This is a genomic window from Streptomyces sp. NPDC093252 (genome assembly GCF_040683675.1).
Classification (GTDB): Bacteria; Actinomycetota; Actinomycetes; order Streptomycetales; family Streptomycetaceae; genus Streptomyces.
In genome coordinates, this window is sequence record NZ_JBFBEM010000015.1 from 100,244 (window position 1) to 120,598 (window position 20,355).

The window sequence follows — 20,355 nt, forward strand, 5'->3', positions numbered from 1 at the left end:
CTCAGTGGCCGATCGGGCGGCGGGGCAGCGGCGAGGAGTACACGACACTCGTCGTCACCGACCCGAGCCCGGCGATCCGCCCCGTCACCTCCTCCAGATGCCGCATCGAACGCGCGGCGACCTTGATGACGAAACAGTCGTCACCGGTGACGTGATGCGCCTCCAGGATCTCCGGGGTGGCGGCCACCAGATCGTGGAACGGCCGGTAGTTGCCGTGCGGATAGCGCAGGCGGACGAACGCCAGGATGGTCAGCCCCAGCCGGTCCGGGTCCACGACCGCCGCGTACCCCTGGATCACGCCCGCCTCCTCCAGCCGCCGCACCCGCTCGGTGACCGCGCTGGGCGACATGGCCACCGCCCGCGCCAGCTCGGCGAAGCTGGCCCGTCCGTCGCGCTGGAGAACATCGAGGATGCGCCAATCGGTGGCATCGGGGGAAAACGTGCTCATGGGGCGAGAATGCCGGGGAATGCACGGCGGGGCAAGGAGAGCGCCGGGGAACTCGCCTTCATCCGGCGGTTCGGCCGCCGTAGATTCTCCGGCATGACGACGATCGCCCCGCTCCCGGTCACCCCGCCCACCCCCGCCGAGGCCGCCGCCCACTTCCGGGCCTCGCTCGCCTTCCACACCGATGTCTCCGATGTCGCCGCCGCGCTGGCCGCCGACGGCGGACCCGGCTTCGTGCTCCTCGACTCCCGCTCCACCGAGTCCTGGGACCAGGGCCACATCCCCGGCGCCCTGCATCTGCCCACCGCGCAGATCCCCGCCCTCGCGCCCCGGCTGCTGGACCCGGCCGTACCGGTGGTGACCTACTGCTGGGGCCCGGCCTGCAACGGCGCCACCCGCGCCGCCCTCGCCCTCGCCGAACGCGGCTACCGGGTCAGGGAGATGCTCGGCGGATTCGAGTACTGGGTGCGCGAGGGCTTCGCCCACGAGACGGCGGACGGCGCCGAGCGCCGGGCGGCCGACCCGCTGACGGCACCGGTGGGCGGGGTCTGCGGCTGCTGAGGAGGGAGGGGCCGGTGGAAAAGGGGATGCGGGGGTTGCGGGTGGTGTTCATGATGGGCTGTCATGCCTCTTTTTCCCCACCCCACCCCCGAAGCCCTCCGCCGTGATCCGCTCCCGCTGCGCGGCCGTACCGCCCTCGTCACCGGCGCCAGCCGGCGCGGCGGGATCGGGCACGCGGTGGCCCGGCGTCTGGCGGCGTACGGCGCGAGCGTGTACCTGCACCACCATGTGCCGCACGACGCCGAACTCCCCTGGGGCGCCGACCGGCCCGAGGACGTCGCCGCGTCCGTGCGCGAGGCACTCGGCGACCCGGCCGCGACCGTCGTCCACGGCCCCGGCGACCTCGCCGACCCCGAGGCGCCCGCCCGGCTGATCGCCACCGCCGCCGGAGCGCTCGGCGGACGGCTGGACATCCTGGTCGCCAACCACGCCCGCAGCGGCCGGGACGGCACCCTCGACGAGATCGACGCGACGATCCTGGACGACCACTGGGCCGTGAACACCCGCTCGGTCCTGCTGCTGGTGCAGGCGTTCGCCCGGCAGCCGGAACGGCCCAGGGGCGGGCGGGTGATGATGATGACGTCCGGTCAGGACATCGCGGGCGGCATGCCCCACGAACTCGCCTACGGCCTCCAGAAGGGCGCCCTCGCCTCCATCACCCGGTCCCTGTCCACGACGCTCGCCGAGCAGGGGATCACCGTGAACACGGTCAACCCGGGCCCCGTCGACACCGACTATCTGACGGGCGCGGACTACGACGCCGTCGCCGCGCGCTTCCCGGGCGGGCGCTGGGGGATGCCGGACGACCCGGCCCGCCTCATCGCCTGGCTGGCCACGGACGAGGCGGGCTGGATCACCGGGCAGGTGATCGACTCGGAGGGCGGGTTCCGGCGGTGAGGTGGGGGAGTGGCCTCCCGGCGGTGAGGCGGGGGGAGTGGCCTCCCGGTAGTGAGGCGGGGGGCGGGTTCCGGGGGCGGCGCGGGCCGTGACGGGCGGGCCTCGGCGCCGGCGCGAACCGTGAGGGGCGGGCCTCGGCGCCACCGCCCTCCGGCCCCGCTGCTACAGCCGCGCCAGCTCGTCCACCAGGTCGTCCAGCCCCAGTGAGCCCTGCGACAGCGCCGCCATGTGCCACGCCTTCAGGTCGAACCCGTCGCCGTGCCGCTCGCGGGCCTTCTCGCGGCCCAGCAGCCAGGCGCGTTCGCCCAGCTTGTAGCCGATCGCCTGGCCGGGAATGGTGAGATAGCGGGTCAGTTCGCTCTCCACGAAGTCCGCCGGGCGGCTGCTGTGGGCGCCGAAGAACTCCTGGGCCAGCTCGGGCGTCCAGCGCTCTCCGGGGTGGAACGGCGAGTCGGCCGGGATCTCCAGCTCCAGATGCATACCGATGTCCACGATCACCCGGGTCGCCCGCATCATCTGGGCGTCCAGATAGCCGAGCCGCTCCTCGGCGTCCGTCAGGAAGCCCAGCTCGTCCATCAGCCGCTCCGCGTACAGGGCCCAGCCCTCGGCGTTGGCGCTGACCCCGCCCAGGGTGGCCTGGTAGCGGGAGAGGTTCTCGGCGACGTGCGCCCACTGGGCGAGCTGGAGGTGATGGCCGGGGACGCCCTCGTGGTACCAGGTCGACACCAGGTCGTACACCGGGAACCGGGTCTGCCCCATGGTCGGCAGCCAGGTGCGGCCGGGGCGGGAGAAGTCCTCGGAGGGGGCGGTGTAGTAGGGCGCGGCGGCGCTGCCGGGCGGGGCGATCCGCGACTCCACCCGGCGGACCCGCTCGGCGAGTTCGAAGTGGGTGCCGTCGAGCGCCTCGATCGCCTGGTCCATCAGCCCCTGGAGCCAGTCGCGGACCTCGTCCACGCCCTCGATGTGCCGCCCGTGCTCGTCCAGATGGGCCAGCGCCACCCAGGGCGTCGCGGCGCCGGGCAGGATCTTCTCGGCCTCGCGCCGCATCTCGGCGAGCAGCCGGTGGTACTCGGCCCAGCCGTACGCGTACGCCTCGTCCAGGTCGAGATCGGTGCCGTTGAAGTAGCGGGCCCAGCGGGCGTAGCGCTCACGGCCGACGGTGTCGGGGGCGCCCTCGATCGCCGGGGCGTACACGTCCCGCAGCCAGTCCCGCAGGGCGACCACCCCGGCGGTGGCGGCGCGGGCCGCCTCGTCCAGCTCCGCGCGCAGGGCGTCGGGTCCGGCGGCGGCGAAGTCCTCGAACCAGCCGCGCCCGGTGCCGTCGGTGTCCGCCCACTCGCCGAGCTGCCCGATCAGGGTGGCCGTCGGCCGGGGCGCCGCGTACAGCTTGCGGTCCAGGCCGAGCTGGAGGGCGGCGCGGTAGCCGGCCAGGGCGTCCGGCACCGCGCGCAGCCGCTCGGCGATGGCCGCCCAGTCCTCGTCCGTGTCGGCCGGGGTCACGGTGAACACCTCCCGCACCGAGTGCAGCGGGGTGCCCAGGTTGCCGGCCTGGCGCAGCCCCTCGTCGGCCTCGTGCACGGCGAGTTCGGCGGTCAGGCGCTCGCGCAGCAGCCGGGCGCAGCGCCGCTCGATGTCACTGTCGGCGCCGGGCAGGCGCTCGGCCTCGTCCAGACGCACCAGCGTGGCCCGTGCCAGCGCCGCGACCGCCTCCTGTCCGGCGGGGGAGAGGTCCGGCATTCTGCGCGAGCTCTCCGCGACACCGAGATAGGTGCCGGTGACCGGGTCGAGGGCGATGAGATCGTCGACATAGGCGTCGGCGACCTCGCGGGGCAACTGCTGGCTCTTGGTCGTCTGTGACATGCGGCCCATCCTCATACGGCCGCCCGCCGGACGTCACCCCGATTGCGCCGGGGGCAGAATCGGCCCGCAGTCCCACTGCTGGAAGATCAGCCGTGTCTCGACCCGGGCGACCTCGCGCCGGGCGGTGAACTCGTCCATCACCAGCCGTTGCAGATCTGCCATGTCCACGACCGCGACATGCACCAGATAGTCGTCGGGACCGGTCAGATGGAACACCGTCAGCGCTTCCGGCAGCGCCCGCACCCGGTCCACGAACGACCCCACCAGCTCCCGCCGATGCGGTCTGACCTGCACGGACAGCAGTGCCTGGAGACCGCGCCCGAGTTTGGCCGGATCCAGTTGCAGCCGATGCCCGAGGATCACCCCGGCCCGCCGCAGCCGGGCCACCCGGTCCAGGCACGTCGACGGCGCCACCCCGATGCGCCCGGCGAGATCGCGGTACGTCGTCCGGGCATCGTTCTGGAGCAGCCGCAGCAACCGGAGATCCACCGGATCCAGTACGACAGACTGGGCCATCGGCCGAACGTAGCACGGGCTTTCGAACACGTGGACTGGCCGGTGCCCAAGGCTGCCCCCATGGACATACCCACCCCACCGAGCGCCCTGACCCCACCGCGAGCCCTGGACACCGAGGCCGTGCACGCCGGCCGCGACGACCTCGCCGGGCAGGGACTGCACGCCCCGCCGATCGACCTCTCCACCACATACCCCTCGTACGACAGCCGCGCCGAGGCGGACCGCGTCGACGCCTTCGCCGCCACCGGCGCCGAGCCGGACGGCCCGCCCGTCTACGGACGCCTCGGCAATCCGACCGTCGCCCGCTTCGAGACCGCCCTGGCCCGGCTGGAGGGCACCGGGTCCGCCGTCGCCTTCGCCAGCGGTATGGCCGCCCTCACCGCCGTGCTCCTCGCCCGTGCCGCGCTCGGGCTGCGCCATGTGGTGGCCGTCCGGCCGCTGTACGGGTGCAGCGACCATCTGCTCACCGCCGGGCTGCTCGGCACCGAGGTGACCTGGACCGACCCGGCCGGGATCGCCGACGCGCTGCGCCCGGACACCGGTCTGGTCATGGTCGAGACCCCGGCGAATCCGACCCTGGCCGAGATCGATCTGCGGGCCGTCGCCCATGCCTGCGGATCGGTGCCGCTGCTCGCCGACAACACCTTCGCCACCCCCGTCCTCCAGCGCCCGGCGGACCAGGGCGCCCGGCTCGTCCTGCACTCCGCCACCAAGTACCTCGGCGGCCACGGGGACGTGCTGGGCGGGGTGGTCGCCTGCGACGAGGAACTCGCCGGGGCGCTGCGCCGGATCCGGTTCGCGACGGGCGGGGTGCTGCACCCGCTGGCCGGGTATCTGCTGCTGCGCGGTCTGGCGACCCTGCCGGTACGGGTCCGGGCGGCCTCCGCGACCGCCGCGGAACTGGCCCGCAGACTCACCGCCGACCCCCGGGTCGCCCGGGTGTGCTACCCCCGGATCGGCGGCGCGATGATCGCGTTCGAGCCGTACGGCGACCGCGACCCGCACGACCTGATCGCCGCCGTCCGGCTGATCACCCCCGCCGTCAGCCTCGGCAGCGTCGACACCCTCATCCAGCACCCCGCGTCCATCAGCCACCGCGTCGTCGCCCCGGACGACCGCCGGGACGCCGGGGTCGGCGACCGGCTGCTGCGGCTGTCGGTGGGCCTGGAGGACGTGGACGACCTGTGGGCGGACCTGGACCGGGGTCTGGGGGGCCGGGGCCTGGAGGACCGGGGTCTAGGGGGCCGGGGTCTGGGGGAGGGGGCTCTGGGGGAGGGTGCCGCCGGGCGGGCCGCCGGGGGGCGGCCGGACGGACGGGTCGGCGCCGGGGCCGGGGCCGGGACCACCGGGTGGGCGGGGGACGCGCACCCCGCGACTTCTGGGGCCCACTCGGCGATCCCTGAGGCACACCGGGCGATTCCCGGGGCCTGCTCAGGGACGCCTGGAGTGCGTCCGGCGGCCCCTTGAGGCCGGCTTGGGGGCCTCGGGATGCGCGCGCCTGGCGATCTCTGGGGTCTACTCGGCGATTCGTGGGGCGTGCCCGGGGATGCCTGTGGGGTGCGCCCGGCGGCCCTTGGCGCCCACTCGGGGACCTCTGAGGCCACTCGGCACCCCTTGGGGCCTACCCGGGGACGCCTGGGGTGCACTCGGCGCCCCTTGAGCCCCACCAGGCAACCTCTGGGATCCACTCGGCGCCCCCCGGAGCGCACCCCGCGACGCCTGCGGCCCACCCAGTGACCCCCGCCCCCGGGCCCGTCACTCCCGGGCCCGTCACTCCCGGGCGCTTCGCTCCCGTGCCGTGTCGTACGGCGGGGCCGATGTCACCGGGGCCGATGATGCCGGGGTCGATGCCGCCGGGCTCGGTGTCACCGGCGCCGCGTCCAGCCGGGCCGTGATGACCAGGGTGCCCCCCTCGATCTGGTAGTCGAGCGGGAGGCCCAGACCCCGCATCGCGGCGACCATGCCGGTGTTGCCGGACCGGGTCACCGCGTACACGCTGTCGCAGCCCGCCTCCACGGCCATCGCCACCAGCCGCCCCAGCAGTTCGCCGCCGATGCCGCGCCGCTGCCAGGCGTCCTCGACGATCAGCGCGACCTCGGTCTCGTCGCCGTCCCACAGCAGATGGCCGAGACCGGCGATCCGGCCGTCCCCGGTCTCGACCGCGAGGGTGCGGCCGAAGCGGGGGCTGAGCAGATGGTGCAGATAGCGGTCGGCGTCGCCCACCGGGCCGTGGTAGCGCAGGCCGAGGGTGTGGGCCGAGCAGCGTTCGTGCAGGGCCTTGGCCGCGTCGAGGTCGTCGGGCCCGGCCCGGCGCACGGTGAAGTCGCCGCCCTCGGGCAGCGTCAGGACGTCACGGCCGCGCGGGACGCGGGGGCCGAGCCGGGAGTCCAGCTCGACCAGCGCGCGCGCCCGCGCGAACTCGGTGGGCGTGAACGGCAGATAGGGCCGCTCCACGGTGATCACTCCGCCTTCTGGTGCTCGCAGTCGCATCACGGTGTCCTCCAGCGCGCCTTCCACGGGAACGCGCTCCGGCGACCGGCCGGAGGCGGTGGGCCGCGCGGGCAGCGAGCGGATGGTGCACCGTCCCAACAACTGACGCAGGGCCAGCGGAAGTTCCGCCGCGTCCAGAGCGGTCCGGGTGGCGAGCGAGAGGATCCGGGTCGGGGCGTCCACCAGGTCGTGGGTGTCGGCCCGCTCGATCCAGGTGCCGGAGCCGCCCGCGAGGGCCACCGCGCGGGTCAGCTCGGTGGCGGCGAGGGTGCCGGGGGAGCGGAGCAGGAACTCGTCGACGGTGTCCGCGCCCAGGGGGTGCGTCTGGAGGCTGAGGATGTCGACGCGGTGCCCGGCGAGCGCCGTGCACAGGGCGGCGAGGGCCCCGGGTTCGTCGCGGACCGTGGTGCGCATCCGCCACAGGGTGGGGTGCGGGGGCGTGGCGCCGTCGCGCGCCCCGTCGCCGGGGGCCGGGGGCCCGGCCCGCCGCTCGGGGGAGCGGGGCCGGGCACCGGTATCGGACGGCGGTGGCGGGGCATGGCCGTGGCGGCGTGACCACCAGACGTGGAACGCCGCCGTGGCCACCAGCACCACCGCCGAGATCAGCAGCAGTTCGGGGCCGCCGGGCCCGTGCCCGATCAGATTGGCCACGGCGTCCGCGACGGCGACGGCCGTGAACAGCGCGGCCAGCTCCACCACGTCCCGCCGCCAGTGGTGCACCGGGCGGCCGTGGCGGGCCCGGGTGACGTCGGTCATCGTCCTTGTCGCCTTCGCCTTCGCCTTCGCCTTCGTCTGCGTCTTTGTCTTCGGCTCCGTCTTCCGATTCATGCCGCCACTGTGAAGGAACGGTGTTGCGTGATCACAAACGCGCTGTGACCGAACGGTAAAAGCTACTTATGTCCTTTTTGTGGCTGCCCGTGCGGTGAGGGACCACCCGCCGGACGGCGCCGCCCGGGGCTCACTGTCCGACCCGCCCCGGCTGGAGCGTCTTGGTGAACAGCACCGTCCCGTCCTGCTCGCGCAGCCGCACGGTCAGCTCCCCGCTGCCGCCGTCGATGTCCACCTCGCCGAAGAACTGGTACCCCTCGGCCGGTGACACGTTCGCCACCGTCGGCGCCTTCAGGAACACCCGCTCGGGCCCGAACGTGCCGTCCAGCGCGTTCGCCGGGAACGCGCCCGCGTTCAGCGGACCGGAGACGAACTCCCAGAACGGCTCGAAGTCGCCGAACGCGGCGCGCGACGGCTGGTAGTGCTGCGCCGAGGTGTAGTGCACGTCCGCCGTCAGCCACACCGTGCCGGTGATCCGCCGGTGCTTGATGTACCGCAGCAGCTCCGCGATCTGGAGTTCCCGCCCGAGCGGCGCCCCCGGGTCGCCCTGCGCGACCGCCTCGATGTGCGGCTTCCCGTCGCCGGTGTCCGGCACCACCAGGCCGATCGGCATGTCGGAGGCGATCACCTTCCACACCGCCCGCGAGCGCGACAGTTCCCGCTTGAGCCAGGCGAGCTGCCCGGCGCCGAGAATGCCCTGCGGGTCCGTGGGCTGGTCGTCCGTCGAGTTGGCGTTGCGATACGTCCGCATGTCCAGCACGAACACATCGAGCAGCGGGCCGTGGCGCTGGACCCGGTGCACCCGGCCGTCGGGGCGGCGCAGAGTGGAGATGGGGAAGTACTCGGAGAACGCCTGCCGGGCCCGCCCGGCGAGCACGTCCACCCGCTTCTCGGTGTACCGGCCGTCGCCGAGGATCTCCCCGGGGTACCAGTTGTTGGTGACCTCGTGGTCGTCCCACTGGATGATCGACGGCACCCGGGCGTTGAACGCGCGCAGATGCGCGTCCAGCAGGTTGTAGCGGAAGTTGCCGCGGAACTCGGCGAGGGTCTCGGCCACCTTCGCCTTCTCCTCGGTCGTGACGTTGCGCCAGATCCGTCCGTCGGGCAGGGGCACGGACGCGGTGATCGGGCCGTCCGCGTACACGTTGTCCCCGCTGCACAGGAAGAAGTCGGGGTCCAGGCGGCCCATCGCCTCGTAGATCCGGTAGCCGCCGATCTCCGGGTTGATGCCCCAGCCCTGTCCCGCCAGATCCCCGGACCAGACGAACCGGACGCCGTCGCGCCGCTTGTCCGACGCGGTCCGGAAGGTGCCCTCGACCGGCTCGCCGGTACGGCGCGGGTCGTCCGGGTCGGCCAGCAGCACCCGGTAGTGGATCTGCTCGCCGGACGGCAGCCCGCGCAGGAGGGTGGTGCCGGTGAAGTCGGTGCCGGGGCCGAGCAGCGGACCGTACCGGCGGGTGGTTCTGCGGAAGGACTCGGTGGCGGACGTCTCGACGATCATCCGGGCCGGGCGGTCCGAGCGGACCCACACCAGCCCCGAGTCCGTGGTGACATCGCCGGTCTGGACGCCCCACCCGGCGCGCGGGCGCCCCGACAGGGCGAGGGCGGGGGCCGCGCCGGGACCGGCGGGCAGGGCCAGGGCCGCCGAGGCGGCGAGCGAGCCGCGCAGCACACCGCGGCGGCCGGGGAGCGGACCGTGGGACATGGGGAGCCTCCAGTGATGTCGATCCGGTGGGGTACGGAGTCGGGTGGTGTCCGGCCGCCTCCCCGGGGGGATCGGAACCGGCCACCGAGGGCGCGCACCGCCACTCCTACGGGGGCTCCACAGCGGGCACGCGAACCGGAGGTGAACAACGGAGCGTGCCGTGTCCCGTCCGCCCCGTCCGCCGGTTGTGCGGTGGCCAACGGACCGTGCCCCGTCCGCCGGGTCCGGGGTGGACAGCGGACCGTGCCCCGTCCGCCCGTTCCGGAGGGTGGACAGCGGACCGTGCCCCGCCCCCGGTTCACTCCCCGGCCGCCTCCGCCATCAGCGCCACCCCCGCCCTGATCCGCGCGGGCGTCAGATGCGCGTACCCGAGCACCAGCCGCACGACGCCGGGGGTACCGGGAGCGCCGGGGGCCCCGTGCTGCGGGGCGGCGCTCTGGTTCGCGTAGTCCGCCAGCGTCCGTACGGCGACCCCGGCCTCCCCCACCCGCGCGAGGAACCCCTCCTCGGACCCCCGCCCCAGAGGCAGTTCGGCGATGACGTGGAGCCCCGCCGCGATGCCGGAGACCCGCGCCCCGGGGAAGCGGTCCGCCAGCGCCGCCACCAGGGCGTCCCGGCGCTCCCGGTAGGCGCGCTGGCAGCGCCGCAACTGCCGGTCGTAGTCGCCGCGCTCCACGAACCGCGCGAACATCTCCTGGTCCAGCGCCGGATGCCCGAGGTCCATGGTCCGTTTGCGCTCCACCGTCTCCTCGGCGAGCCACCGGGGCACCAGCAGCCAGCCCAGCCGCAGCCCCGGTGCCAGGGACTTGCTCACCGAGCCCGTATAGGCCACGTGTTCCGGATCGAGCCCCTGGAGCGCGCCGACCGGCGCCCGGTCGTAGCGGAAGTCGCCGTCGTAGTCGTCCTCCAGGATCAGCCCGTCCCGGTCCCGCGCCCAGGCCAGCAGATCGGCCCGGCGCCGCGCCGAGTACGCGATGCCGGTCGGGAACTGGTGGGACGGCGTCGTCACCACGGCCCGCACCCCGGACGCCCGCAGCGGCTCCAGGGCGATCCCCTCCGCGTCGAGCGGCACCGGGACGGTGGCCACCCCGGCCGCCGCGTACAGGGTGTCGTGCTGCGGGCTGCCCGGGTCCTCCACGCCGATCGCGCGCTCCCCGCGCGCGTGCAGCACGAAACCGAGCAGCGCCGACGCCTGGGCGACCCCGGAGACCACCACGATCCGCTCCGGGTCCGCGACCACCCCCCGGCGCCGCGCCAGCAGCCCGGCCAGCGCGGTGCGCAGCCGGGGCAGGCCCCGCGGGTCGGGATAGCCGAGGGCGGTGTGCGGCACCTCCGCCAGCGCGGCACGCTGGGCCGCCGCCCACGCGGCCCTCGGGAACAGCGCGAGATCGGGCGTGCCGGGTACGAAGTCGGCCCGCACCCCCGTCGTCCGCGGCGCCAGATCCCGCACCGCCGGCCGCGCGGCCCGTACGGCGTCCCCGACCCAGGTCCCCGCCCCGCGCCCGCTGCGCAGATACCCCTCCGCCGTCAACTGCTCGTACGCCTCCGTGACCAGCCCCCGCGACACGCCCAGGTCGCCCGCCAGGTCCCGGCTCGACGGCAGCCGGGTGCCCGGGGTGAGCCGCCCCGAGCGCACGGCCTCGCGCAGGGCGGCCTGGAGGGCCCGGCCCCGCGCGCGGGCGGGCGCCGAGGCGGCCGGGAGCAGCAGCTCCCAGGCCGGGGAGGCCGGAGAGGCCGGGGCGGAGGGGGCGGAGGGGGCGGAGGGGGCGGGGGCCGGTGAAGCGGGGGAGGCGGTTGCGGGGGAGGCGGGCGTCGACGGGGTGGGTGCGGACGGGGTGGCCGCGGGGGAGGCGGGCGCCGAATTGGTCTCCGATGGGCTCATGGAAATGGACCTTAATCCGGACCGCCCGCCTCCCTAGCGTCGGTGCCATGAATGCCACCACCGCGCGCGGGGCCCTGCTCGCCGCGTTCGCCTGCGTCCTTGTCGGGGCGTCCTTCACCGCCAACAGCGTGCTCGGGGACTACCCCTACGCGGGCGGCCAGTTCCTGCGCTACGCGCTCGCCGGTCTGCTGCTCGTCCCGCTCGCGGGACCGGGCGCCGGGGCCCGCCTCAGGGCGCTGACCCCGCGCCAGTGGGGGCGCCTGGCCCTGCTCGCGGCGGTCGGCATGGTCGGCTTCAACCTGGCGGTGCTCGCCGCCGAACGCACGGCGGAACCGGCCGTCCCGGGCGTCTTCGTCGGCTGCGCGCCCATCGTCGTGGCGGTCCTGGTCCCGCTGACGTCCGGCCGCCGCCCGCAGCGGACGGTCCTGTACGGGGCGCTGCTGGTCGCGGTCGGCGCGTTCACCGTCCAGGGGTGGGGCCGTACGGATGCCGCCGGGATCGCCTTCTCGGTGTGCGCGCTGCTCGGCGAGGTCGGCTTCGCGATGCTGGCGGTGCCGGTACTGCGCCCTCTGGGGCCGCGCCTGCTGTCGGCCACCGTGTGCGGGCTCGCGGCGGTCGAATCGGCGGCGGTGGGGCTGCTGGTGGACGGCTCGGGGTGGCTGCCCCGCCCGGACAGCACGGAGGTGCTGGCGCTGCTGTGGCAGGCGGCCGTGGTCACCGTCATCGGCTTCGTCTGCTGGTACATGGCCATGCAGCGGATCGGCGCGGAGCGCGCCACGCTCTTCTCCGGCCTCATCCCGGTCGCGGCGGCGGCGACCGCCCCCCTGGTCGGAACGGGCACCTATGGGCTCGCCCAGGCCGTAGGCAGCACCCTGGTGGGCGCGGGCGTGGCGCTGGGTTCGGGGGTGGTACCGGGGACGAGGGCGGTGCGCCTGTTGCGCCTGACGCGGCTCTCGTGGTTCTCGTGGCCGCAGCGGCGGGGAGGGGCGGGCGGCGGGGCTCAGGGGCCCGGTCCGGGGGCCTCCCCGCCGTCCCTCACCGGCTCCCGTCCAGAATCACCCGCGCCACCAGCGCCGGATCGTCGTGCATCGGGACATGGCCGCAGCCGGGGAGCCGGATCAGCCGGGCGTGCGGAATGATCCGCTTGGCGCGCACGCCCTGGCGGCGCGGCAGCAGCAGATCCCGGCTGCCCCAGGCGACGGTGACCGGGACACCCGTGACCGCGTCCGTGAACCGCACCCCCGTACCGGCCCGCAGAGTCTCGGTGAACCCCGTGGCCCCGGCGAGCGCCCGGGTCTCGGCGATCACGGCCTGCGGCGCGCGACGGGCCGGGTGCGCGTAGATCGTGCTGGTCAGCGCGGTACGCCCGGCCGCCGTGCGGGCCATCTTCTCGACCAGCGGCACGGGCATCCGCCGCGCGGTGTGCCGCATGGTCCGCAGCAGGGCGAAGGCGTAGTGCCGCTCGGCGGTGGTCCAGAACCCGGCCGGGGACAGCGCGGTCACCGACCGGACCAGCTTCTCGCGGCCCAGTTCCAGGGCGAGGAGCCCGCCCAGCGAGTTGCCGGCCGCGTGGGGCCGGTCCAGCTCCAGCGCCGCGCACAGCGCGCCCAGGACCGTGCGGGTGGTGGGCAGGTCGTGGGGGAGCCCGCCGGGCAGGGCGGGGGAGGCGCCGAAGCCGGGCAGGTCCAGCGCGACGACGTCCCGCTCGGTCGCCAGGATGTCCACCACCGGGTCCCACGCCTGCCGGTGGTGCCCGATGCCGTGCAGCAGGAGCAGCGGCTCACCGGTGCCCACGCGCGCGTAGGAGACGGTCACGGTGCTCGGGCCGTGGGGGGTCGGGATGTCGAAGGAAACGGTGGTGGCGGCCATGGCTGCTGCTCCTCGGGGCCGGGAGGGGGTCGTCCGGGGGAGGGGGGAGGAGGGGGGAGTTGGGGCGGGGCGGGGGCGTGTGCTCGGTGGACAGCTTGGCAGGGATGGCTACTCGCCGGTAGGTCGCGTGCACGGTCCCCTCGGCCGCCGCGCGCACGATCCCTGGCCGCCGTGGGGGGCGCCCCCCCACGTACCCCCCGGCGTTCCCGGGCCACAGCCCCATTCCCCGTTGCCCGGAACACGGTCATATCGCCTGGACACCCTGGAGGGTGCCGGGATGGGATGGGACGGTGAGCACCGACACCGCGACCGATCTCTTCGAGGAGCACCGCCCTGTCCTGTTCGGGGTGGCCTATCGCATGCTCGGCCGGGTGGCCGACGCCGAGGACGTGGTCCAGGACGGCTGGCTGCGCTGGTCCGCCGCCGACCGCTCGGACGTCCGCGCTCCGCGCGCCTACCTCGTCAGGATCGTCACCCGGCTGTCCATCGACCGGCTCCAGCAGATCCGCGCCCGGGGCGAGTCCTACGTCGGGCCCTGGCTGCCCGAGCCCTGTGTCACCGACTTCGGGGACGGCGTCCCGGACACCGCAGAGCGGGCCGTGCTCGCCGACACGGTGTCCCTGGCCGTCCTCGTCGTCCTGGAGTCGCTCTCGCCGCTGGAGCGGGCGGTGTTCGTGCTGCGCGAGGCGTTCGGGTTCCCGTTCGCGGACATCGCCGCGATGCTCGACCGGGCCGAGCCCGCCGTGCGCCAGCTCGCCGGGCGGGCCCGGCGGCACGTGGAGGAGCGCCGACCGCGCTATGAGGTGGATCCGGCCAGCCGCCGGGATCTGACCGAACGGTTTCTGGCCGCCGCCGGGGGCGGTGATCTGGGGGCCCTGATGGAGCTGCTGGCGCCGGACGTCCGGCTCGTCGGCGACAGCGGCGGCAAGGCGAAGGCGCCGCTGCGGATCCTGGAGAGCGCCGACAAGGTGGGCCGATTCCTCGTCGGGGTCGCCCGGCAGGGCATTCCGGATCTCACCTTCCGGGCCGTGGAAGTGAACGCCGGGCCCGCTCTTCTCGTCCTCTCCGGTGGCAAGCCCGATTCCGTGTTCCAACTGGATGTCGCGGATGGACGTATTCAGGCCGTCTACGTCATTCGCAATCCGGACAAGCTGTACGCCTTGGCCGCTGTCTGAGTTCGCCTACGCCAACCCGACTAGGTAGGTTTCCTGGCGAACGTTTGCCCGACCGGTGGTCGGCCGCAGGTCCCCGTCCCGCGACGGGGGCTTTGCCGCTACGTCACGAATGCGGCCCTTTGCGAACGCGTCGTGAACGCTCCGCTGCGAGGGCCGCCCGCGGCGCACGGGGGACGGAGGATTGGTATTGACCAAGGGTTAAGGCAGCCTTATGGTCGCTCTTAGTGCAACAACCTTTAATAAACAAGGGCGCTAAAAAACGCTGCCGGATCACGGCGATTGCGAGGACAGGGTGGGGACCACGCAGCTAGAAGCGGTACCGGAACCAAAATACTGGCATCTACGAACCGTGCTCACCGAAGCACTGGACTCCGAGTTCGCGGTGGGCGAGATCCTGCCCAACGAGCGCGATCTCGCCGCCCGCTTCGGTGTCGCCCGCGCCACACTGCGGCAGGCACTCGAACAGCTCGAACTCGAAGGCCGCCTCCAGCGCCGCCGCGGCGTCGGTACGACGGTGGCGCCGCCGCGCATGGGCGTGGCCGTCGGCACCGAGCAGCACGCCTGGCCGGGCACCGGCGAGGACGCCTGGCAGGCGGCGGACTGCGCGCTGGCCGAGCCGCCCGCCCCGGTCGCCGGGGCCCTGGAGACGGACGGCGGGCAGCCGGTGCACATCGTGCGCCGGACGCGGATGACGCACGGGCAGCCGGTCGCCGCCGAACTGCTCTACATCCCGCAGTCCTCGGTGCCCGAGCTGACCGCCATAGACGCCCCCTCGGGCGCCGCCCGCGCGCGGGCGGTGGTGCGCGAGCTGCACCGGCTGGAGCTGGAGGGCAGCGAGAGCGCCGTGGAACTGGGCTCGGCCAACGCGGGCGACGCCAAGGAACTGGACCGCCTGCCCGGCGCGCCGGTCCTGGTCGTCACCACCCGCTACCTCGCCGACGGCCGTACCGCCGCGGTCTCCGTGGCCACGTACCGCGCGGACACCTGCCGGCTGACCTTCGGGGACTCCGGAAGCGTGGAGATCCACCAGGGGCCCGAGCAGCGGGCCTCCTGAACCCGCGGGGCGCCACCCGGACCAGGGGCCGGGCGGGACGCCCTCCGCGGGACGACCGACAGCGCACAAGAGCCGCGCCCCGGGAGGGATCCCGGGGCGCGGCTCTTCGCGTATGCGCTGGGGCCTCTCACAGCCCGGTGCGGCCCTACTGCCGGGCCGTCCCCGCGCCCTCCACCGCGAACAGTTCGTCCTCGACATGGTCCAGCGCCAGCCGGAGCGCCCCCGTCGCCACCGCCGCCTCGCCCAGCAGGGACAGGGCCACCCGCGGGGGCCGCAGACAGTAGCGGGCGAGTTCGCGGCGCAGGGGCTCCAGGACATCGTCCAGGCCCGCCGCCCAGCCGCCGACGACGACGAGCTCCGGGTCGAGGGCGAGGACCAGCGCCGCCACATCGTGGATCAGGCGCTGTATGAAGCGGTCCACGGCCTGACGGGCCCCCTCGTCGCCCCGGCGGGCCCGCGCGAAGACATCCGCCACCTGCTGCTCGTCCAGCGGCTGGAGCGGCTCGTCCGTGGTGGACAGCAGGCGCTCCGGGGTCACCTCGCGGCCCAGCAGATGCAGCGCGCCGATCTCGCCCGCCGCCCCGCCGAACCCCCGGTGCAGCCGTCCGCCGATCAGCGACCCCGCCCCCGGGCTCAGCCCCGCCAGGACGAACACCAGGTCGTCACAGTCCCGGGCGCCGCCCTTCCAGTGCTCGGCCAGCGCCGCCGCGTTGGCGTCGTTCTCGACCAGCACCGGGCACTTGAAGGACCGCCCGAGCCGCTCCCCGAGCCGCAGCCCCGTCCACTCCGGCAGCGCCGTGCCCAGCCGCACCGTGCCGTCCGCCTCCACGATGCCCGGGGTGCCGACCCCGACCGCGCGCAACGACCCGCGCGGCACCCCGGCCCGGCGCAGCAGCTCGGCCACCGCGCCCCGCAACCGCTCCAGCCGCTCATCGGCCGGTGCCGTCGCGTCGACGTCCTTGGCCTGGGCGCCGACCACCCGTCCGTCCAGGTCGGCGAGGAGGGCCGCCACCCGGTGCGGGCCGATCTCCAGCCCCAGCAGATGCCCCGCCTCCGCCCGGAACCGGAACCGCCGGGCCGGGCGCCCCTGCCGCCGCGCCGCGCCCTCCTCGGCGACGGTCTCCACGACCAGCCCGTTCTCGATCAGCCCCTCGACGACACCCTCGACGGTCGGCCGGGACAGCCCGGTCACCTTGGTGATCTCGGTCAGCGTCGCGGAGTCCGTGGCACGCAGCGCGTGCAGCACCACCGCGGAATTGATCCTTCGCAGCAGCGAGGGATCCCCGCCGGTCAGCCGCCCCACCGTACGTCCTCCCAGCTTGTGCGCTTGTTGGGCGGATGGTACTCGGCACGGAGGAGCCCCGGCGAGTGGCGGAACGATGAACTCCGCCTCCATCCCGGACGTCAGCCCGGCAAAACGAAGCCCGATTCGTACGCCGTGATCACCGCTTGCGTCCGATCCCGCGCGCCCAGCTTCGCCAGCACCGCGCTGACGTGCGACTTCACGGTCTCCGTGCCGACCACCAACTGCGCGGCGATCTCCGCGTTGGACATCCCACGCGTCATCAGCCGCAACACCTCCGCCTCCCGATCGGTGAGCTGCGCCCGGTCCAGGACCGCCCGCGCGGCCCGGTTCCCGCCGTCGCCGTCACCGTACGCGGCGGCCAACTGCCGTACGGACGCCGGGAAGAGGAGGGACTCACCGGCCGCGACCAGCCGGACCGCGTGCACGATCTCGGCGGGCCGGGCCCGCTTCAGCAGAAACCCGTCCGCTCCGGCCCGCAGCGCCTCGTACACGTACTCGTCGTTCTCGAAGGTCGTCACCACCAGGATCTTCGGCGGCCGGTCCACCGTGCGCAGCACCGCGCGGGTGGCCTCGATCCCGTCCAGCAGCGGCATCCGGACGTCCATCGCCACCACGTCCGGCCGCAGCTTCCGCACCAGGGGGATCACCGCCGCCCCGTCGGCCGCCTCGCCCACCACCTCGATGTCCGGCTGCGCCTCCAGCACGGCCCGCAGCCCGGCGCGCACCAGGGGTTCGTCATCGACAAGGAGCACGGTCACCGGCATCCGCCCAGCCTAGGACGGTCCCCCAGGAGCCGGGCCGTCACCCCCGCTCAGCGCAGCGGCAGCGCCACCCGTACCCGCCACTCACCCCCGTCCGGCCCGGTGTCGGCGTGGCCGCCCAGCAGGGCCGCGCGCTCGCGGATGCCGCGCAGCCCGCTGCCCCGGCCGGGCCCGGGTGCCGCGGCGCCCAGGGGGTTGCGCACCTCCAGCGCGAGCGCGTCGCCCGCGACGGCGATCCGGACCTCCACCGGCACCGCCCCCGCGTGCCGCAGGACGTTGGTCAGCGCCTCCTGGAGGATGCGGTAGCCCTCCCGGGAGGCGGGACCCGGAACGGTCTCCAGGGGCCCGGTCACCTCCGCGTCCACCGTCGCGCCGGACGTCCGCGCCGACTCCAGCAGCCGGTCCGCGTCCACCAGCGTCGGTCTGCCGCTCACCGGCCGCTCCGACTCCCGCAGCACCCCGAGGACCCGCTCCAGATCCTCCAGCGCCGCCCGCCCGGTCTCCTCGATCGCGGCCAGCGCCCGGTCCGTGAACGCCGGATCGCCCGCCGTCCGCGCGGCGCCCGCCTGCACCACCGCCACCGTCAGTGCGTGCCCGATCGAGTCGTGCAGCTCCCGCGCGATACGGGTGCGCTCCAGGAGCTGTTCGGTGCGGGTCTCCAGGGCCGCCAGCTTCTCGGCGGGGGAGGGGCCCAGCAGCCCGCGCGCCACCGCCGCGACCAGCCCGCCCAGCCCCACCACCACGGCCGCCAGGGCGAGCAGTGGCAGCGGCACCAGCAGCCCGTACGCCCAGTGGGGCTCGTCGATCCGGTACACCGGGTTGTCGAGCACCGTGTGCCCCAGCGCCGCGCGGGCGAGGTCCACGGACAGGAACGGCAGCCACACCGCCGCGAACGTGGCCGGCACGGTGAACAGCAGCCGGGCCTCCAGCCACACCACCGTGCGCCCCCGGTCCCGCCAGGTCGCCGACGGGGCCGTGGAGATCGTCCCGACCGCGGCGGACGACGACGGCTCCGGCCCGTCCGGCACCAGCATGAACCGCGCCTGGAGCCCCTCGCCCCGCCGCACGGCCGGAATCAGCCCCACCGGGACCACCAGCAGCGCGGGCACCCACGGCTTGCTCATGTCGATGAACAGCCACACACTCACCAGCGCCGCGGGCAGCAGCAGATGCAGCAGCCGGGTGTAGGTCGTCCCACGGGTCAGCGGGCGCAGCAGGCGGATCATCCGTCCATCGTGACAGCCGCCACTGACAGCGGGCCTCCCCCGCCCGGGGGAGACGGACCCCACCCCCGGGGGAGGCCCCGGGGGCGCACGCCCGGCCACGCTGCCCCCATGACCACGATCGATGTGCACGACCTCACCAAGGAGTTCGGCGGCAACCGCGCGGTGGACGCGCTGACCTTCACCGTCCGGCCCGGCCTCGTCACCGGCTTCCTCGGCCCCAACGGCGCCGGGAAGTCCACCACCATGCGGCTGATCCTCGGCCTGGACCGGCCCACCTCCGGCACCGCCACCATCGGCGGACGCCCCTACGAGGCCGCCGCCCGGCCGCTGCGCGAGGTCGGCGCCCTGCTCGACGCCCACGCCCCGCACCCCTCCCGCACCGGCCGCGACCATCTGCGCGTCCTCGCCGCCAGCAACGCCCTCCCCGCCGCCCGGGTGGACGAGGTGCTCGCCGAGACCGGCCTCGTGTCCGCCGCGCGCCGCCGGGTGAAGACCTACTCGCTCGGCATGCGCCAGCGCCTCGGCATCGCCGCCGCGCTGCTCGGCGACCCGCCGGTGATCCTGCTCGACGAGCCGTCCAACGGCCTCGACCCCGAGGGCATCATCTGGATCCGGCACCTGCTGCGGCGCCTCGCCGACGAGGGCCGTACGGTGCTGGTCTCCAGCCATCTGATGACCGAGACGACCGCCTTCGCCGACCGGCTCGTCGTGCTGGGCCGGGGCCGACTGCTGGCCGACCTGCCGACGCGCGAGTTCATCGACGCGCGGGTCCGGCCCGGCGTCCGCATCCGCACCGGCGACGACTCCGCCCTCCGCGACCTCCTCGCCCGCCACGGCCACCACGCCGAACGCGACCCCGAGGGCGCCTGGACCGTCCGCGACGCGCGCGTGGCCGACCTCGGCCGCCTCACCTCGCAGGCGGGCATCCCGGTCCTGGAACTCACCGCCCTGGAGGGCACCTTGGAGCAGGCGTACCTCGATCTGACGGCCACCGAGACCGAGTTCACCCGGCCCGCCCCCGTCGACACCCCCGCGCAGGAGGTCTGACCATGCCCTTCGCACCCGTCCTCCACTCCGAGTGGCTGAAGATCCGCACCCTGCGCTCCCTGTACGGCTCCCTGGCCGCCCTGGTCGCGGTGGCCACGGTGTTCGCCGCGCTCGCCGGGACGTCCGACACCGCCGAGCCCGGCTTCGACCCCCTGCTCGCGGTCTTCCTCGGCGTCGCGCCCGCCCAGATCGCGGTCATCGCCTTCGGCGCGATGGCCGTGTCGTCCGAGTTCCAGGGCGGCGGGGGGCTGCGCCAGGCGCTGACGGCGGTCCCGCGCCGCGGGCGCTGGTTCGCCGCCAAGGCCGTCGCCGTCGCCCTCCCGGCACTCGCGGCCGGACTGCTCACCGGGGCCCTGTCCGTCGCCGTCGGCACCGCCGCCCTGGGCGACGCCGCGGACGGCATCAGCGCGGCGCAGCTCACCCGGGGCGTGCTCGCCTGCGGCGGCTATCTGATGCTGATGGCCCTGCTGGCGACCGGCCTCGCGGCCGTGCTGCGCAGCGGCGTCGCCACCCTGAGCATTCTCGTCCCGTTCGTCCTGATCGTGTCCTTCGTCGTCGGGGACGCGGCGGGCGGCGCGATCGACTACCTCCCCGACCGGGCCGGCCAACTCGCCTTCCAGCAGCATCCGGACAGCTCCCTCGGCCCCTGGACCGGCCTCGCGGTCACCGCGCTGTGGACGGCCGCCGCGCTCGCCGCGGGCGCCTGGAGCGTGCGCCGCCGGGACGCGTGAGC

At 74.8% G+C, this 20,355-nt stretch carries 17 protein-coding genes and 1 pseudogene; 8 read left to right on the plus strand and 10 right to left on the minus strand.

All coding sequences use genetic code 11. The annotated features are described in order from the left end of the window. Position 1 precedes the first annotated feature (1 nt). Entirely contained in the window at positions 2-448 is a 447-nt protein-coding gene (locus AB0O01_RS28635) for an Lrp/AsnC family transcriptional regulator (RefSeq protein WP_365317777.1), read from the minus strand. A 93-nt stretch (positions 449-541) separates the two neighbouring features. On the opposite strand from AB0O01_RS28635, the gene AB0O01_RS28640 reads away from it, so the two are divergent. Together AB0O01_RS28640 and AB0O01_RS28645 are read left to right on the plus strand one after the other, a co-directional pair. Next, on the plus strand, positions 542-1,006 hold the full coding sequence (locus tag AB0O01_RS28640) for a rhodanese-like domain-containing protein (RefSeq protein ID WP_365318018.1): 465 nt from the start codon (positions 542-544) through the stop codon (positions 1,004-1,006). Between the two features lie 63 nt (positions 1,007-1,069). Further along, complete coding sequence (locus tag AB0O01_RS28645) at positions 1,070-1,903, plus strand: SDR family oxidoreductase (protein WP_365317779.1); 834 nt, start codon at positions 1,070-1,072, stop codon at positions 1,901-1,903. 162 nt (positions 1,904-2,065) lie between these two features. Here AB0O01_RS28645 and AB0O01_RS28650 read toward each other — a convergent pair whose 3' ends face one another. Both AB0O01_RS28650 and AB0O01_RS28655 read right to left on the minus strand, forming a co-directional pair. Next, entirely contained in the window at positions 2,066-3,763 is a 1,698-nt protein-coding gene (locus AB0O01_RS28650; RefSeq protein WP_365317780.1) for a DUF885 domain-containing protein, read from the minus strand. A 33-nt stretch (positions 3,764-3,796) separates the two neighbouring features. After that, positions 3,797-4,279 carry an Lrp/AsnC family transcriptional regulator gene (locus tag AB0O01_RS28655; protein ID WP_365317782.1) on the minus strand — a complete coding sequence of 161 codons (483 nt, stop codon included), beginning with the start codon at positions 4,277-4,279 and terminating at the stop codon, positions 3,797-3,799. A 60-nt stretch (positions 4,280-4,339) separates the two neighbouring features. Between AB0O01_RS28655 and AB0O01_RS28660 the strand changes: the two are divergent. Next, positions 4,340-5,491 (plus strand): annotated as a pseudogene (locus tag AB0O01_RS28660) (PLP-dependent transferase); the annotation flags it as partial. A 558-nt stretch (positions 5,492-6,049) separates the two neighbouring features. Here AB0O01_RS28660 and AB0O01_RS28665 read toward each other — a convergent pair. The 3 genes from AB0O01_RS28665 to AB0O01_RS28675 form a co-directional block, all read right to left on the minus strand. Further along, positions 6,050-7,525 (minus strand): GNAT family N-acetyltransferase, encoded by a 1,476-nt coding sequence (locus tag AB0O01_RS28665; RefSeq protein ID WP_365318019.1) that lies wholly within the window; start codon positions 7,523-7,525, stop codon positions 6,050-6,052. A 202-nt stretch (positions 7,526-7,727) separates the two neighbouring features. Further along, positions 7,728-9,302, minus strand: a complete 1,575-nt coding sequence (locus AB0O01_RS28670; RefSeq protein ID WP_365317783.1) for an alkaline phosphatase D family protein — start codon at positions 9,300-9,302, stop codon at positions 7,728-7,730. Between the two features lie 298 nt (positions 9,303-9,600). After that, positions 9,601-11,184 (minus strand): PLP-dependent aminotransferase family protein, encoded by a 1,584-nt coding sequence (locus AB0O01_RS28675; protein WP_365317785.1) that lies wholly within the window; start codon positions 11,182-11,184, stop codon positions 9,601-9,603. A 47-nt stretch (positions 11,185-11,231) separates the two neighbouring features. On the opposite strand from AB0O01_RS28675, the gene AB0O01_RS28680 reads away from it, so the two are divergent. Continuing rightward, positions 11,232-12,323, plus strand: a complete 1,092-nt coding sequence (locus AB0O01_RS28680) for a DMT family transporter (protein ID WP_365317786.1) — start codon at positions 11,232-11,234, stop codon at positions 12,321-12,323. On the opposite strand, the gene AB0O01_RS28685 is transcribed toward AB0O01_RS28680, so the two are convergent. Further along, the gene (locus tag AB0O01_RS28685) at positions 12,220-13,053 is read right to left on the minus strand and encodes an alpha/beta fold hydrolase (RefSeq protein ID WP_365317787.1); all 834 of its coding nucleotides are present in this window, start codon (positions 13,051-13,053) and stop codon (positions 12,220-12,222) included. The two genes, AB0O01_RS28680 and AB0O01_RS28685, sit on opposite strands and share 104 nt — an antisense overlap. Positions 13,054-13,343: 290 nt before the next feature. On the opposite strand from AB0O01_RS28685, the gene AB0O01_RS28690 reads away from it, so the two are divergent. Continuing rightward, on the plus strand, positions 13,344-14,228 hold the full coding sequence (locus tag AB0O01_RS28690) for an RNA polymerase sigma-70 factor (RefSeq protein ID WP_365317789.1): 885 nt from the start codon (positions 13,344-13,346) through the stop codon (positions 14,226-14,228). Between the two features lie 292 nt (positions 14,229-14,520). After that, positions 14,521-15,282, plus strand: coding sequence for a GntR family transcriptional regulator (locus AB0O01_RS28695; protein ID WP_365317790.1), 762 nt, complete (start codon positions 14,521-14,523; stop codon positions 15,280-15,282). Between the two features lie 145 nt (positions 15,283-15,427). On the opposite strand, the gene AB0O01_RS28700 is transcribed toward AB0O01_RS28695, so the two are convergent. From AB0O01_RS28700 to AB0O01_RS28710, 3 genes are all read right to left on the minus strand, one after another. Then, positions 15,428-16,585 carry an ROK family transcriptional regulator gene (locus tag AB0O01_RS28700; RefSeq protein ID WP_365317792.1) on the minus strand — a complete coding sequence of 386 codons (1,158 nt, stop codon included), beginning with the start codon at positions 16,583-16,585 and terminating at the stop codon, positions 15,428-15,430. A gap of 101 nt (positions 16,586-16,686) precedes the next feature. After that, a complete protein-coding gene (locus tag AB0O01_RS28705; protein ID WP_365317794.1) occupies positions 16,687-17,352 on the minus strand; it encodes a response regulator transcription factor in 666 nt (221 codons plus the stop codon). A gap of 47 nt (positions 17,353-17,399) precedes the next feature. Then, on the minus strand, positions 17,400-18,575 hold the full coding sequence (locus AB0O01_RS28710; RefSeq protein ID WP_365317795.1) for a histidine kinase: 1,176 nt from the start codon (positions 18,573-18,575) through the stop codon (positions 17,400-17,402). A gap of 108 nt (positions 18,576-18,683) precedes the next feature. On the opposite strand from AB0O01_RS28710, the gene AB0O01_RS28715 reads away from it, so the two are divergent. Both AB0O01_RS28715 and AB0O01_RS28720 read left to right on the plus strand, forming a co-directional pair. Further along, positions 18,684-19,622 (plus strand): ATP-binding cassette domain-containing protein, encoded by a 939-nt coding sequence (locus AB0O01_RS28715; protein WP_365317797.1) that lies wholly within the window; start codon positions 18,684-18,686, stop codon positions 19,620-19,622. Between the two features lie 2 nt (positions 19,623-19,624). Continuing rightward, positions 19,625-20,353, plus strand: a complete 729-nt coding sequence (locus AB0O01_RS28720; protein ID WP_365317798.1) for an ABC transporter permease — start codon at positions 19,625-19,627, stop codon at positions 20,351-20,353. Positions 20,354-20,355: the final 2 nt, after the last annotated feature.

Excerpts from the sequence above, each read along its gene's own strand:
- AB0O01_RS28635 (WP_365317777.1), bottom strand. The coding sequence starts at position 448 with ATGAGCACGTTTTCCCCCGATGCCACCGATTGGCGCATCCTCGATGTT.
- AB0O01_RS28640 (WP_365318018.1), top strand. The coding sequence starts at position 542 with ATGACGACGATCGCCCCGCTCCCGGTCACCCCGCCCACCCCCGCCGAG.
- AB0O01_RS28645 (WP_365317779.1), top strand. The coding sequence starts at position 1,070 with ATGCCTCTTTTTCCCCACCCCACCCCCGAAGCCCTCCGCCGTGATCCG.
- AB0O01_RS28650 (WP_365317780.1), bottom strand. The coding sequence starts at position 3,763 with ATGTCACAGACGACCAAGAGCCAGCAGTTGCCCCGCGAGGTCGCCGAC.
- AB0O01_RS28655 (WP_365317782.1), bottom strand. The coding sequence starts at position 4,279 with ATGGCCCAGTCTGTCGTACTGGATCCGGTGGATCTCCGGTTGCTGCGG.
- AB0O01_RS28665 (WP_365318019.1), bottom strand. The coding sequence starts at position 7,525 with ATGACCGACGTCACCCGGGCCCGCCACGGCCGCCCGGTGCACCACTGG.
- AB0O01_RS28670 (WP_365317783.1), bottom strand. The coding sequence starts at position 9,302 with ATGTCCCACGGTCCGCTCCCCGGCCGCCGCGGTGTGCTGCGCGGCTCG.
- AB0O01_RS28675 (WP_365317785.1), bottom strand. The coding sequence starts at position 11,184 with ATGAGCCCATCGGAGACCAATTCGGCGCCCGCCTCCCCCGCGGCCACC.
- AB0O01_RS28680 (WP_365317786.1), top strand. The coding sequence starts at position 11,232 with ATGAATGCCACCACCGCGCGCGGGGCCCTGCTCGCCGCGTTCGCCTGC.
- AB0O01_RS28685 (WP_365317787.1), bottom strand. The coding sequence starts at position 13,053 with ATGGCCGCCACCACCGTTTCCTTCGACATCCCGACCCCCCACGGCCCG.
- AB0O01_RS28705 (WP_365317794.1), bottom strand. The coding sequence starts at position 17,352 with ATGCCGGTGACCGTGCTCCTTGTCGATGACGAACCCCTGGTGCGCGCC.
- AB0O01_RS28710 (WP_365317795.1), bottom strand. The coding sequence starts at position 18,575 with ATGATCCGCCTGCTGCGCCCGCTGACCCGTGGGACGACCTACACCCGG.
- AB0O01_RS28715 (WP_365317797.1), top strand. The coding sequence starts at position 18,684 with ATGACCACGATCGATGTGCACGACCTCACCAAGGAGTTCGGCGGCAAC.
- AB0O01_RS28720 (WP_365317798.1), top strand. The coding sequence starts at position 19,625 with ATGCCCTTCGCACCCGTCCTCCACTCCGAGTGGCTGAAGATCCGCACC.